This window comes from Vagococcus xieshaowenii, assembly GCF_004792515.1.
Lineage (GTDB): Bacteria > Bacillota > Bacilli > Lactobacillales > Vagococcaceae > Vagococcus_A > Vagococcus_A xieshaowenii.
In genome coordinates, this window is record NZ_CP038865.1 from 1,758,561 (window position 1) to 1,773,421 (window position 14,861).

Genomic DNA, 14,861 nt, shown 5'->3' on the forward strand with positions numbered 1-14,861 from the left:
TTTTTTATTAAAAATTAGGAGGAAATATAAATGAAACACTTTTATCGATGGTTCACTGCACTTATTTTATTGATCACAACAATCACCTTATTTGGTGGTACAACCTTAGCCACTGATGATGACAACGTCTTTCGTGTAGGAATGGAAGCAGGTTATCCCCCATTCAACTGGACACAACAAGATGATGCTAACGGTGCTGTGCCGATTGAAGGCTCTAAAGAATATGCTGGCGGTTACGATGTCGAAATGGCCAAAAAAATCGCCGAAGGGCTAGGAAAAGAACTTGTAATCGTCAAAACTTCTTGGGATGGTCTCCCACCTGCCCTAACATCAGGTAAGATCGATGCCATTATCGCTGGTATGTCACCTACTGAAGAACGAAGAAAAGCGATTGATTTTACTGAGGCTTATCACGATGCCTCTTTAGTTATCATGGTAAAAAAAGGCTCACCCTTTGAAAACGCAACGTCATTAAAAGATTTTGCTGGTGCTAAACTAACTGCACAAATGGGGACACTACACTATGATGCCATTGATCAAATAGACGGTGTCCAAAAAGAATTAGCGATGGGTGATTTTCCAGAGATGCGTGTAGCATTAGATTCGGGAATTATTGATGGCTATGTATCAGAAAGCGTAGAAGGAAAAACAGCCAAAAAAGTCAATCCAAACTTCATCGCAGTGGAATTCAGCAAAGAAAACGGCTTCCAACAATCAGACTCAGATTCAACAGCTGCCATTGGATTGAAAAAAGGAAGCGACTTACGCGAGGATATTAATGCCATTTTAGCAAGTATTCCTGTTACTGAGCGTGAATCAATCATGAACACTGCAATCGAACAACAACCTGATACAGCTAACGATTTAAGTTGGTTTGGCTGGGTCATGAAAATTGCGAAAGAAAACTGGCCGATGTTCTTACGTGGGGCCGCTATGACATTGTTCATTTCAATTCTAGGAACGATTATCGGAACAGCTATCGGAATGGGAATTGGTATTTTCCGTGCCATTCCTACACCAAAAAAAGCGGGTAAAAACTTCTTCTACAAGTTATTGAATGGTTTGTTCTCTATTTATATTGAAATTTTCCGTGGCACACCGATGATTGTACAATCAATGGTTATCTACTACGGTTTAGCTCAAGCGTTTGGCATCAACATGAACCGTACGTTAGCAGCGGTTTTAATCGTTTCAATCAACACGGGAGCTTATATGACCGAAATCGTGCGTGGTGGTATTTTCTCTGTGGATAAAGGACAATTCGAAGCCGCTCAAGCTATCGGAATGACTCATTTCCAAACAATGAGACACGTTGTCATACCGCAAGTAATCCGAAATATTTTACCAGCTACAGGTAATGAATTTGTTATTAACATTAAAGATACTTCTGTATTAAACGTTATCGCCGTATCTGAATTATTCTTCTCTGCCAAAACAGTAGCCGGTGCGAATTTCCGATTCTTTGAAACATTCTTCATCATCTGTGTGATTTATTTCGTGATGACATTCTTAGTCACACAAATTTTACGCTACATAGAGCGCCGTATGGATCAACCGAAGAAATACTACGCACCATATGCTAATCAAATGCAAGTGCAAAAAATCGAACAAGAATAGAGGGAAAAACGATGGAAAATATGATTGAAATTATCGATTTACACAAACAATATGGTGATAATTTAGTCCTTAAAGGTGTTGATTTAAGTATTAAACCTGGTGAAGTCGTAACGATTATTGGCTCATCTGGTTCAGGTAAATCAACCCTACTACGCTGTATTAACCTTTTAGAAGAACCAACAAGTGGTGATATCAAATTCAAAGGTGACAGTATTTTAGCTGAAAATTATTCACTTTCTACATTACGTACACACTTAGGTATGGTATTCCAGCATTTCAATCTGTTTGAAAACTTGGATGTTTTACAAAACTGTGTCGTTGGACAAGTGCAAGTCTTAAAAAGAAATCCTAAAGAGGCGCATCAAATCGCCTTAGCTAATCTAGAAAAAGTTGGCCTTGCAGACTTTGCTCATGCCCAACCAAAACAGCTCTCAGGTGGGCAAAAACAACGTGTCGCGATTGCTCGTGCTCTATCTATGAATCCTGATTGTTTACTATTTGATGAACCAACCTCGGCTCTTGATCCTGAAATGGTGGGAGAAGTATTAAAAATCATGCGTGAGTTAGCCGATGAAGGCTTAACAATGGTGATTGTGACACACGAAATGATTTTCGCTCGTGATGTATCCGATCGTGTCATCTTTATGAACCAAGGCGTTGTCGCTGAAGAAGGTACACCTGAAGAAATATTTAACCATCCTAAAGAGGAACGAACGAAAGAATTCTTAAAACGTGTTTTAGACAACAATTAACAGCTAATCAAAAAATGTGGATAACTTACACTTAAGTTACTCACATTTTTTTTGCTTATTCCACCCTTTTTCTAGCACTTTTACACATTTTTAACAACTTATCCACAAAAACTGTGTAAAACTTTCTGTGAATAGTGGATAACTATGTAAGAGGTTTCTTTATCCCCAAACTTTGTTTACACTTCTATCCGAATAACAAATTTAACATTTTTTTAACTACCTAGTCATTGGTTTTCTCTTTTAAACACGTTATACTTAATAAATATTAGATAGGAAAGGAATTTTTTATGGATTGGTTTAATATTTTAAAAGCAATTATTCTAGGAATCGTTGAAGGGATTACAGAATGGTTGCCAGTTAGTAGTACTGGACATCTTATCTTAGTTCAAGAGTTTATTAATTTCGATGCTCGTCCTGAATTTATAGAGATGTTTAACGTTGTCATTCAATTAGGCGCTATCTTAGCGGTTGTCATTATTTTCTTCAACAAATTAAATCCTTTTGCTCCTTCAAAGAGTAAAGAGGAACAAAAAGATACTTGGTCTCTTTGGTTCAAAGTGGTAGTTGGATGTATCCCTGCAGGTATATTGGGGATTTTATTAGACGATTGGTTTGAATCGAATTTCCACAAGTTTTTACCAATTGCGATTATGTTAATCTTATACGGGGTTCTCTTTATTATTATTGAAAACTATAATAAAGGTCGCTCTCCAAAAATCAACAATTTTAAAGAGTTCACTTATCAAACTGCTTTCTTAATTGGCTTGTTCCAAGTATTAGCCTTAATGCCAGGAACATCACGTTCTGGTGCAACTATTTTAGGCGCTTTATTAATCGGAACATCACGCTTTGTTGCAACGGAATTTTCATTCTTCCTAAGTATTCCCGTCATGTTCGGTGGTAGCTTAGTGAAGTTATTAAAATTCTTTAGCGAAGGAACAGGTTTCCAAGGCGATGAGCTAACTGTTTTATTAATCGGCTCACTTGTTTCATTCTTAGTATCAATTGTCGCGATCAAGTTCTTATTAAGCTTTATCAAAACAAATGACTTCAAACCATTCGGATGGTATCGTATTATCTTGGGTATTATCTTAATCGGTTACTGGATTATCTTCTTATAAAATAACTACGGCCACTAGATTATTTTCTAGTGGTCTTTCTTATAAATAAAAAGCAAACGTTTACATTATTGTGTTATACTATGATATATAAAATTTTAAGAGGTGACTTATGACTATCACAACACAAACTTTTGGTAACGGTGCGACACTTTACACCTTAACTAACAAACATAACGTTTCACTAAGCGCAACAGACCTTGGCGCCCGTATTGTAAATTGGTACATTCCAACGACTCAAGGAACAAAAAATATCGTCTTAGGCTTTGATTCTTCAGATGACTACCAAACAATTGATAGCTATCTAGGAGCAACTATTGGACGCGTTGCGGGTCGCATTACAAATGGCACCTTCACTATCGATGACACGGAGTATCACGTAACAACTCAATCAGATCAAAATAACAATACGCTGCATGGTGGACCCGATAGTTTTGAAACAAAAATTTGGCATACAACTATTAACGACGAACACAACCAATTAATTTTCACCTATAATAGCTCGGACAGTGAAAATGGCTTTCCGGGTAATTTAGAGGTTCAGGTGAGCTACACGTTAACAGATGATAACGAATGGTTAATTGACTATCATGCGACAACCGATCAAGCAACTTTGTTTAATCCAACCAATCATGTCTACTTCAATTTAACAGGCAATCCTGAAGAAACAATTCACGAGCATACCCTGCAATTAGCCAGTGAGACATTTGCGGTGATTAATAAAGATGTAACAGTGACCGGTGAAAAACGTAACGTGGGTGGAACACCTTTTGACTTCCGTCAACCTAGAAAAATCGCACAAATCTATGACACGGATTATGAACAAAATGTATTAGTTGGTGGATTAGATCATCCTTTCTTCCTAGAAAAAACAGATGGACCACAAGCAACGTTAACTAGTCCAACTGGCGATATAAAGGTTGAAATGACGACTGATGAAGAGGCCGTTGTCATTTTTTCAGCCAACTTTGGTCCAGATAAAACAGATGAGAGCAAAAAACTGACGAACTTTACTGGTATTACATTAGAAACACAAGCAGCACCTGGTGCAATAGAATTCGATGATTTTGGTGATATCATATTACGTCCCAATAAAGCATTTCATTCAAAAACATGTTTTAAAGTGCAATACACGTAAGTATTCATCTAACCTAATACCCCATCTTAAAACTTATAAAATTAAAAATAAATGAATAATTGTTTTTTTTATCATTTATTTTTAATTATAAAAAACCCTTGTAAACCAACTATTATAAGGGTTTTTATCTATTATCTTTTTTCAAATTCTCCACCTTAAAAATATCTGGTTAAAAAACAAAATAAAACTTTCACAAACGGGGGAATTATGAGAGAATAATAAAGAGAACGATTTGCAAACGCTTACCCTTGCAGATTGTATTTATTACGTTTGTATGATTGTCAAGCTTGTTCAAATCACCTCATAAACTTAATTAACGAAAGGAAGTTATATTATGGAAACAATCAATTGGACAAAGGAAGTTGAGAATCGTCAAGAACAGTTAATGTCTGACCTATTTGATTTATTAAGCATTAATAGTATTAAAGACGTTGAACACAAAACAGATGATATGCCTTTAGGACCAGGACCAGCAAAAGCATTATTTAAATTTTTAGAAATTGCTGAACGTGATGGATTTGTAACAAAAAACATTGAAAATGTTGCAGGACATATTGAATTTGGTGAAGGTGATGAAACATTAGGAATTTTAGGTCACGTTGACGTGGTTCCTGTTGATGATAATTGGGATAGCGATCCTTTCAAACCTGAAATTCGTGACGGCAAACTATATGCTCGTGGTTCTAGCGATGATAAAGGACCTTCAATGGCAGCATATTACGCACTTAAAATTATTAAAGATTTAGGATTACCTACTTCTAAAAAAGTAAGATTTATTATCGGAACAGATGAAGAAAGTGGTTGGTATTGTATGGATCGCTATCAAGCGAACGAAAAAATGCCAGACTTTGGTTTCTCTCCAGATGCTCAATTCCCAATTATCAATGGCGAAAAAGGGTTATCTACTTTTGATGTGAACTTTAATTTACCTGTTACAACTGATGGTAATTACCAATTAACCTCTTTCACAGCAGGTTTACGTACTAATATGGTACCTGGTGATGCACACGCAACGTTATTAGTAAATCAAAAAGATGATACATTAGAAGAACGCTTTAACGCTTTCTTAGCTGACAATAATTTACAAGGTAGCCTTACTTCTAATGACAACAACGTAACATTAGAAGTTATTGGTAAAGCGGCTCATGCTCAAAATCCAAAAGCAGGTGTAAATGCTGCGACTTTCTTAGCTACTTTCTTAGCTAACGAAGCATTAGATGCATCTGGTAAAGAATATGTCTCTACGACAGCTAAATTCTTACACAATGACCCTTCTGGTGAATTAACAGGTATTAACCATACTGATAGCGTGATGGGTGAATTAACATCAAGCCCTAATATTTTTGCTTACACACCTGGAGAAGAACAATTAATTTCGATTAATATTCGTTTCCCTCAAGGTATTGATGCTGAAACAATCATTAAAAACTTATCAGCAACATTCCCTAACGCAACAGTTGCTCCTCAAGCTGGTTTACAAGGACCTCACTATGTATCAGCTGATGATGAATTAGTTAAAACATTATTAGAAGTATACGAAGAACATACTGGCCAAAAAGGTGCAGAAAAAACAATTGGTGGCGGAACATACGGACGTCTATTCGAACGCGGTGTTGCTTATGGCGCATTATTCCCAGGACGCGAAGATGTTATGCACCAAGCAAATGAATACATGCATGTCGAAGATATTTACAAATCTGCTATTATTTATGCAGATGCCATTTATCGTTTAATCAAATAGACACTGTATACCTACTCATTAAAGTAAATGGTGTGACAATAAGCAGAACTCGACAAAAATCACTCGTAATTTTTGAACGAGTTCTCTTATTGTCCAACACTATTTATCTTAAAAAATAAATTAATGGAGGAATTTGTACATGAATAAGTTGTCCAAAGGTGCCTACTCGGGCGTCAAAGGAAAAGATTACAAACCCTATGTTCCTGATGGTAAGAACAGGAAAAATGGGGGCAATTTAATTATTATTGCAGGTATTATTTTATCGGCTATCTTTGCTGCTTCAACTACCTATTCAGGAATGAAAGTTGGGTTAACAGTTGCTGCTGGTATTCCAGGATCAATTATTGGTTCAGGGATTGTCGCATTATTTTCTAAAGAAAAAAATATTCTATCAAAAAATATTTTGTCTGGGATGTCTACTGCCGGAGAAGGTATTGCGAGTGGTTTAATTTTCGTATTACCGGCTATTATTTTAATTGGAGGAAAAGTTAATTTCTTCGAAGGTGTATTAATTGGTGGTACTGCTGTCTTAGTAAGTATCGGGGTAATTGGATTAGTTCAAGATTACTTATTAGTTGAAGAACACGGTAACTTAGTTTACCCTGAAGCCATGGCGATTTCAGAGTCCCTAGTAGCTTCTAATTCCGGTGGTGATTCACTTAAAAATATGGGAATTGGATTTGGTATTAGTGGTGTCATTACTGCTGCGACCTCTTCTGTTTTTGGTTGGATTAACAATATTGTGACATATTCAACTAATGGACTTTATAAAACTAAATTCGACCTAGAAGCCAATCCTATGTTAGTCGGTATTGGATTTATTGTCGGATTAGACGTGGCATTAACGATGTTTGCTGGGGCACTTCTAACAAACTTCATGTTAATCCCATTAATTGCTTACTTCACTGAAATGGCTGCAAGCAGTGAAACTGTTTGGAACGCTAGCTCTATATTAGTTAAAGATGCAACAGTTACAGATATTGCAGGTTCTTATACAAAATATATTGGTGCTGGTATGATGATCAGTGGTGGGTTAATCGGTGCTATCAAATTAATCCCAACTATCGTAAGTTCAATCAAAGCAACTTTAGCTGCTAAAAAAGATACAACAAACGGCAACAACGAAGCTGCTGGTGTTGGTATCCTATTAGCAGGAGTTATTTTAACCTTTGTAATGGGATTTGTTATTTCTAAAAATATCTTTATCGCTTTATTTATTGGTCTAGTTTCATTAATTTTAAGTGCATTATTTGCAATCGTTGCAGGACGTTTAACTGGGACAATTGGAACATCAAACTTACCTGTATCAGGTATGACAATTGCTTCTTTAGTTATTATGACCTTAATCTTTGTTATTATGGGATGGACATCTCAAGCTGATAACATTATGTTATTATTATTCGCTACTTTCGTTGTAGTAGTTATTTCTACAGCTGGTGGCTATACTCAGTCTCAAAAAGCAACATTCATTATGGGCGGAAGCAATAATGAAATGAGAAAATACTATATGATTGCTGCTTTAGTTGGTGTTGTCGTAGTAGTTGGTGTTATTGATATCTTAGCACCTCAATTACAATTAACAGGTGATGAAATACAATTTGCTGTTCCTCAAGCAAACTTAATGGCTACATTAACTCAAGGGATCATGCAAGGTGAATTACCTTGGTTAATGATCATTTCCGGAATAGTATTAGGAATTATCTTCTTCCTATTAGATTTATCTGTTATGAGTTTAGCTGTAGGTCTTTACTTACCTATTTCAACAACTTCTATCATCTTAGTTGGTGCCTTACTTAAAGTATTTGTTGAAAAAACAACAAAAGATGAACTTACTCGTGAAAGCCGTATCTCAAGCGGGATTAGTTTATCTTCTGGTTTAATTGCTGGTGGTTCAATTATCGGCTTGTTAGGTATTATCTTACAAATCACTGGTATCGTAGATGTTGCCACACCTTCTGGCTTCTTTAGCGGTAACTCTGGTGCATATCTATTACTTGTTGTTTTACTCGTTACTTCATTAATTCCTATCTTACGTACTAAAGCGTCTAAACAAGGAATTGAATAACGATGTTAACTGATTTAGCACAAGTCTATCAAATTGCACCTGATTTAAATTATACTGTCGAGGATGGGCTTGTTACGATTGTTCAAGAGCAAAATCATTGGATTCAACGTCTAGTACGAAAATTAAAATTCAAATTACCAGAAACCTCTTCTCTGACATTAGATCCCTACGGAAGTTTTATATTTCAACAAATTAATGGAAAACTTAGCGTAGAAGAAATTGGAGAACTATTAGGTGAACAATTTGAAGAAGCCAATAATCAGCTCTATGAACGTCTAATCACCTATCTCAACTATTTATCTTTTGAAAAAAAATATGTCTATCTAGTAAAATAATTTTTATTGACCTTTCAAGGTAAGATGTTCATTCTAACGTTGAAAGGTCCTATTTTATAGTCTCTAGACTAGTAATACGGGGTGATCTATTATGACTAAAAAAGAACGCTTAGATTTCGTTACAGATCGTATTGGTAAAAAACGGATTATCCTTAGAACCCGTACTGAAGTATTGATGGAACAATTATTAGAACAACCGTTTATGAAAGAGGATCTTATTATCATTAATCGAGGAGCTTCACCTGCTTATCTGGATGGCTATTTATCTTATAAGTCTCTTGATGCTCTAAAATTATTTATTCAAGAATCATCATTAATTCATGAAGAGGACATCCATCTATCTCTCAATATAGGTCTAAGTGATTTATATCCTTTATAACAGATAAAAAAGAAACGTCAAGAAGGGCTAATACCCGTTCTTGACGTTTCTTTTTTGCTTATTTTTGCTCAAACAAGACCAAATATTCACCATATCCTTGTTTAGCCATTTCACTAACTGGTACAAAGCGTAACGCCGCACCATTGATACAATAACGTAAACCACCTGCTTCAGCTGGACCGTCTGTAAATACATGTCCTAAATGTGAATCCGATTGACTACTACGCACTTCCACTCGTGCACGACTTAATTTAAAGTCATCTAATTCCTGTAATGTCGCAATCGGTTTAGTAAACGATGGCCAACCGCACCCCGCATCATATTTATCCAAGGAACAAAATAGTGGCTCGCCCCCAACAATATCGACGTAAATCCCATCTTCTTCAAGAGTATCGTACTCACTTGAAAAGGGCATCTCCGTTCCACTTTCTTGTGTTACTTCATATTGTAACGGTGTTAATTTCGACTTTAGTTCTTCTTTAGATGGCTTCATTATACCAACCTCATTTCTTTAGAAACTTTTCAAACATTCATTGACCAACCCTACTGGGAAACCAACAATTGCATAATAATCTCCAATAATCTCTTTAACAAAAACAGCTGCCCCACCTTGGATACCATAAGCCCCAGCTTTATCCATCGGTTCGTTCGTTGCAACATAGGCATCTATTTGTGCCTCATCTAAAGGATAAAACGTCACACGCGCTTGTGCAAGTTTGGTGATTTGCTTGTCTTTTGATAATAACGTTAAACCTGTTAAGACTTCGTGTGTACGATCAGAATAACGCTGTAACATCTCTTTAGCCTCTTGATGATCGACAGGCTTACCTAATATTTCACCATCTAATACCACAACCGTATCACAGCCTATGACTAGACTCTCAGGATATTCCTTAAAAATATGGGCTGCTTTTTGTTGGGACATGCGTAAAACATAGTCTTCTGGGCTAATGCCAGGCGTCACTGTTTCATCTATATCCGCAGGCATTACGTCAAATGCTTCGGTAATCAACGCTAATAATTCTTTTCTTCTTGGTGATTGTGAGGCTAAAATAATTTTTTTCATACGCTTCTTCTTTCTCTTGAATGATTAGCTAAAAGCTAGTGTGGGTCTTGAATACGTTTAAACATTTTTTCCATTTCTTGATTAGTAAAATGGACTAAAACAGGACGACCGTGTGGACAATTATAAGGATTTTCACATTTGGCTAAATCTTCTAATAATTGACGGGCTTGATTGGCTTCTAGATGATGGTTAGCTTTAATTGATTTTTTACAACTCATCATAATAGCAGTATCTTCACGGAACTTTGCGACACTGACTTTGCCCGTATGAAGTAACGTATCAATCATTTCACGAATAATTGCTTCCTCTTCCCCTTTTGGATACCAAGTTGGATGAGAACGCACGATGAAACTGTTACTGCCAAACGGTTCTAAGTGAATCCCGACCTCTTGTAGAAGAGATTCTTTTTCCTGTATTTTTAACAAATCCGAACGAGGATATTCTAATACGATAGGAATTAATAACTCTTGTAAATCTGACCCCACGTCACCGATTTTTTTACGGTAATATTCATATTTAATTCGTTCTTGCGCTGCATGTTGATCTACAATGAATAGACCTTCTTCACTTTGTGCAAATAAATACGTCCCATGCATTTGGCCAAAATATTCTAATTGAGGGAATGCTTGTTGTACAGGTTCTTCTAAAGTAGCCGCTTCTTCAGCGACGACTAACGACTCTTCTATCACTACAGGTGAGGACTCATTAAATGGATTAGCTAACTTCTCTAATGAAATATTAGTGATATCAATGAGACGCCCTTCATGACTTGGATCAATCGACAGCTGATCACTAATTGAGCTATTTTCAGGGGCTACTTTAGATTCGATAAACGGCTCTAGTGGTTGAGGAGCTTTTGATTTATCTACATAAAAACGACCACTTGTCGCATCATAAGCTAGACCTGTTTTGCCTACTGTTTTTGGTGTTGTTTCTTCGGAAGATGTGGTATTTAATTCTTTTAATTTTGATTGTACCTCGTCATTAGTTAAACGTAATTGCTCAACTGCTTGTTCTTTAGGTACTTTCTTTTTGAAAATATCTTTGGTATCTACTTGAGGAACTAGACGTTGCGCTTCAAAAACGGCTTTAATACTTGTTTCAACTAGGTGCATCAGTTCCGCCTCTTTACTCAAACGAACTTCTTGCTTAGTTGGATGAACATTGACATCGACTAATAAGGGATCCATCTCAATTTGTAAAACAGCAATTGGATAGCGACCCACCATCAATTTCGAACCATAACCAGCAATAATGGCTTTGTTAAGGGAGTAGTTACGAATATAGCGACCATTAATAATAACAGAAATATATTGACGACCAGCTCTTGTTAGTTCTGGCAATGAAACATATCCCGAAAGTTTAAAGTCTAAGTCTTCTCCATTGATAGCTAACATTTTTTTAGCCGTTGTGACGCCATAAATCCCTGCAATTGCTTGTTTCAAGTCACCGTTACCGGTTGTACGAAGCATTTGATTCCCATCATGGACTAATCGAAACGCAATCGTAGGATGACTCATTGCTAAACGATTTAATAAGTCTACAATATTAGATAGTTCCGTCTGTAAAGTTTTGACATATTTCAAACGAGCAGGCGTATTATAGAACAAATCTGCTACTGTTATACTTGTCCCTTTACGAAGAGAGTGCGGTTTATGTTCGATTACTTTTCCACCTTCTAGATAGACATAACTACCTTCTGATTCACCTGTAGAGGTTTCTAGGGTAAAGCGAGAAACCGATGCAATACTCGGCAGGGCCTCTCCACGAAAACCTAATGTTTTAATACGAAATAAATCATCTTGCGTTAAAATTTTACTCGTTGCATGACGTTTAAAGGCATTTAAGACATCATCTGATTCAATGCCTTCTCCATTATCAATGACTTGGATCGTTTTTAATCCGGCTTCTTCTAGATGAATATCAATCTGTGTGCTGCCAGCATCAATAGCATTTTCAACTAACTCTTTAACCACCGAAGCGGGACGTTCGACGACTTCTCCAGCAGCAATTTGATTCGCCAGTTGTTCTGAAAGCTCTTGAATTTTGCTCATGTCTTAACCTCCTATCCTTTTAATTGGCGTTGCCATTCATTAATCAACGTCATCGCTTCAATGGGTGTCATCGTTAATAAGTTAGCCTGTTTGACGGATTCTAAAACGGCTGTTTCTTCCGAACTTACGTCATCAAATAACGATAATTGACCGACTTCTACGCTTGATTCAGCAATAGCCGGCTCTTCTTCAGCTATAAAAGGTGCTGAGGTCTCACTACCTTCAAGCTGGTCTAAAATGACACTAGCTCGTGCTAATAATTGATCCGGTAAACCTGCTAATTTTGCCACATGGATACCATAGCTTTTATCGGCTGGTCCTGCCATCATTTTATGTAAAAAGACGACATCTCCATCTTTTTCCACTGCACCAACGTGAATATTCTCAAGACCTGGTAACGTTTGATCTAAGTCTGTTAATTCGTGGTAATGTGTAGAGAACAAGGTTTTCGCACCGACTTCTTGATGGATATATTCAACAATGGCTTCAGCCAATGCCATCCCGTCATAAGTAGCCGTTCCTCGACCAATTTCATCAAATAAGATGAGACTTTGTGGTGTGGCACGACGAAGAGCTTCATTAGCTTCCATCATTTCAACCATGAACGTACTTTGGCCAGAAATCAAATCATCTGAGGCGCCAATTCGGGTGAAAATTTGATCAAAAATTGGCATAATTGCTGATTCTGCCGGGACAAAACAACCCATTTGTGCCATAATCACCGTCAAAGCTAATTGACGCATATACGTGCTTTTACCTGACATATTAGGTCCGGTAATTAATAAAATCATGGTTTCTGATGACATTTCTACTGTATTAGGCACGTACGTTTGATGACCTAATACTTTTTCAACAACCGGATGACGGCCTTCAATTAAGCTTAGTTCTTTGCCATCTTCTATCATTGTTGGGCGCACATATTGATATTTTTCACTGACACTAGCAAAGCTTTGTAAGACATCAATCGCTGACACAGCTTTAGCGAGTGTTTGTAGTCGTTCAATTGACGCTTTGATGGCTTCACGTACTTGCAAGAATAGTTGATATTCGAGGCTCTGTGATTTCTCTTCAGCTTCTAAAATCAATCGTTCTTTTTCTTTTAATTCTGGCGTAATAAAGCGCTCGGCATTTGCTAATGTTTGTTTGCGATCATAGCGATTTTCTGGTACTAACTCTAATTGACTCTTTGTGACTTCAATATAATAACCAAACACACGGTTAAAGCCGATTTTTAATTTTTTGATGCCTGTTTCTTCACGTTCACGTGCTTCTAATTCGGCAATCCAACGCTTCCCATTGGTCATCGCATCACGGTAGACATCTAGTTGTTCATCAAAACCTGGCTTGATGATATTCCCTTCTGTAATGGCAAGTGGCGCATCTTCATCAATTGCTTGCTCTATTAATGTTACGACATCTTGCACAGGATCCAACTTATCTAACAGTTCTACCCATTCACCTTGGTTAATTCCTTCTAATAACTCTCTAATAGCAGGTATTTGTTGTAATGAGACTTTCAGTTGTAACAAATCACGACCATTAACTGATCCATAAGCCACACGCCCAGCTAAGCGTTCCAAGTCATAAACGTTTTTTAAAGCTTCTTGTAAGTCTAATCGTTCAAAATAAGCATTTAAAAGTGAGGCTACCATATTTTGACGCGCTTCAATTTGGCTTGCTTGAATTAACGGACGGTCTAGCCATTGTTTTAATAAACGGCCACCCATTGCTGTTTTTGTTTCATCTAATAACCACAGTAACGTGCCTTGCTTTTTCCCTGATCGAATAGACTGACTTAATTCTAAATTAAATTTTGAATAATGATCTAACTTCAAGAAATGTGCTGGTTCATAACTTTGTGCTTGTTGTATATGGCCTAAGCTACGTTTTTGTGTATTACTTAAATAAGCCAATAATCGTTCAAGCACTTTGCGTTGTGTAGCATCATGGATATGTTCTGATAAGTAAGTGACTTCTGTGGTTACACTGCTTTCTAATTGACTAGAAAACAAGACGTTTAATCGTTGCGCTAATCGTTGTGTTAATGTCTCACTTATCTCACTCGTCAAGACGACTTCTTTTGTCTGTAGACTACTGCACTCGTTTAAGACGCTCTCTTCATTCTCAAGCGTGCTAGTTTTTAACTCACCTGTGCTCAAGTCGACGTATGCAAAACCATATCGATCAACGCTTGCATCGTAATAAAGAGCCGTTAAGTAGTTGTTCACTTTCGCATCTAAGCCTTTTGACTCCATTACCGTGCCTGGCGTAATCAAGCGAACCACTTCTCGCTTTACCATTCCTTTTGTTTCCTTAGGATCCTCTACTTGCTCACAAATAGCGACTTTATAGCCTTTTTCTATTAAGGTATCAATATAACCTTGCGCAGAATGATACGGAATCCCTGCCATTGGAATAGGGTTTTCAGCGTTTCTGTTACGGCTTGTTAATGTAATTTCTAAAATTTGTGAGGCATTGGTTGCATCCTCATAAAACATTTCGTAAAAATCTCCCAGACGGTAAAAAAGAAAGGCATCAGGATACTGTGCCTTGATACCTAAATATTGTTCCATCATTGGAGTTAACTTTGCTTGCT

At 36.9% G+C, this 14,861-nt stretch carries 12 protein-coding genes; 8 read left to right on the top strand and 4 right to left on the bottom strand.

Going from position 1 to position 14,861, the window contains the following annotated elements; translation table 11 throughout:
- The first annotated feature begins 30 nt into the window (after positions 1–30).
- From E4Z98_RS08490 to E4Z98_RS08525, 8 genes are all read left to right on the top strand, one after another.
- Positions 31–1,617, top strand: coding sequence for an ABC transporter permease subunit (locus E4Z98_RS08490; protein ID WP_135255204.1), 1,587 nt, complete (start codon positions 31–33; stop codon positions 1,615–1,617).
- Positions 1,618–1,628: 11 nt separating this feature from the next.
- Positions 1,629–2,369, top strand: coding sequence for an amino acid ABC transporter ATP-binding protein (locus E4Z98_RS08495; RefSeq protein ID WP_135255203.1), 741 nt, complete (start codon positions 1,629–1,631; stop codon positions 2,367–2,369).
- Between the two features lie 287 nt (positions 2,370–2,656).
- Positions 2,657–3,490: an undecaprenyl-diphosphate phosphatase gene (locus E4Z98_RS08500; protein ID WP_135255202.1), complete on the top strand. Its 834-nt coding sequence runs from the start codon at positions 2,657–2,659 to the stop codon at positions 3,488–3,490.
- 109 nt (positions 3,491–3,599) lie between these two features.
- Positions 3,600–4,625 (top strand): aldose epimerase family protein, encoded by a 1,026-nt coding sequence (locus E4Z98_RS08505; RefSeq protein ID WP_135255201.1) that lies wholly within the window; start codon positions 3,600–3,602, stop codon positions 4,623–4,625.
- A 334-nt stretch (positions 4,626–4,959) separates the two neighbouring features.
- Entirely contained in the window at positions 4,960–6,366 is a 1,407-nt protein-coding gene (pepV, locus tag E4Z98_RS08510; RefSeq protein ID WP_135255200.1) for a dipeptidase PepV, read from the top strand.
- Between the two features lie 139 nt (positions 6,367–6,505).
- Positions 6,506–8,431 (top strand): OPT/YSL family transporter, encoded by a 1,926-nt coding sequence (locus E4Z98_RS08515; RefSeq protein ID WP_135255199.1) that lies wholly within the window; start codon positions 6,506–6,508, stop codon positions 8,429–8,431.
- A gap of 2 nt (positions 8,432–8,433) precedes the next feature.
- Positions 8,434–8,766 carry a PqqD family protein gene (locus tag E4Z98_RS08520; protein WP_135255198.1) on the top strand — a complete coding sequence of 111 codons (333 nt, stop codon included), beginning with the start codon at positions 8,434–8,436 and terminating at the stop codon, positions 8,764–8,766.
- Between the two features lie 91 nt (positions 8,767–8,857).
- Positions 8,858–9,145 (top strand): hypothetical protein, encoded by a 288-nt coding sequence (locus E4Z98_RS08525; RefSeq protein ID WP_135255197.1) that lies wholly within the window; start codon positions 8,858–8,860, stop codon positions 9,143–9,145.
- A 58-nt stretch (positions 9,146–9,203) separates the two neighbouring features.
- Here E4Z98_RS08525 and msrB read toward each other — a convergent pair whose 3' ends face one another.
- From msrB to mutS, 4 genes are read right to left on the bottom strand one after another with little or no spacing between them, the layout of a single operon-like run.
- Entirely contained in the window at positions 9,204–9,638 is a 435-nt protein-coding gene (msrB, locus tag E4Z98_RS08530) for a peptide-methionine (R)-S-oxide reductase MsrB (protein WP_135255196.1), read from the bottom strand.
- 18 nt (positions 9,639–9,656) lie between these two features.
- On the bottom strand, positions 9,657–10,211 hold the full coding sequence (locus E4Z98_RS08535; protein ID WP_135255195.1) for a Maf family protein: 555 nt from the start codon (positions 10,209–10,211) through the stop codon (positions 9,657–9,659).
- A gap of 35 nt (positions 10,212–10,246) precedes the next feature.
- The gene (mutL, locus tag E4Z98_RS08540) at positions 10,247–12,265 is read right to left on the bottom strand and encodes a DNA mismatch repair endonuclease MutL (protein WP_135255194.1); all 2,019 of its coding nucleotides are present in this window, start codon (positions 12,263–12,265) and stop codon (positions 10,247–10,249) included.
- An 11-nt stretch (positions 12,266–12,276) separates the two neighbouring features.
- A complete protein-coding gene (mutS, locus tag E4Z98_RS08545; RefSeq protein WP_425330223.1) occupies positions 12,277–14,841 on the bottom strand; it encodes a DNA mismatch repair protein MutS in 2,565 nt (854 codons plus the stop codon).
- Positions 14,842–14,861 lie beyond the last annotated feature (20 nt).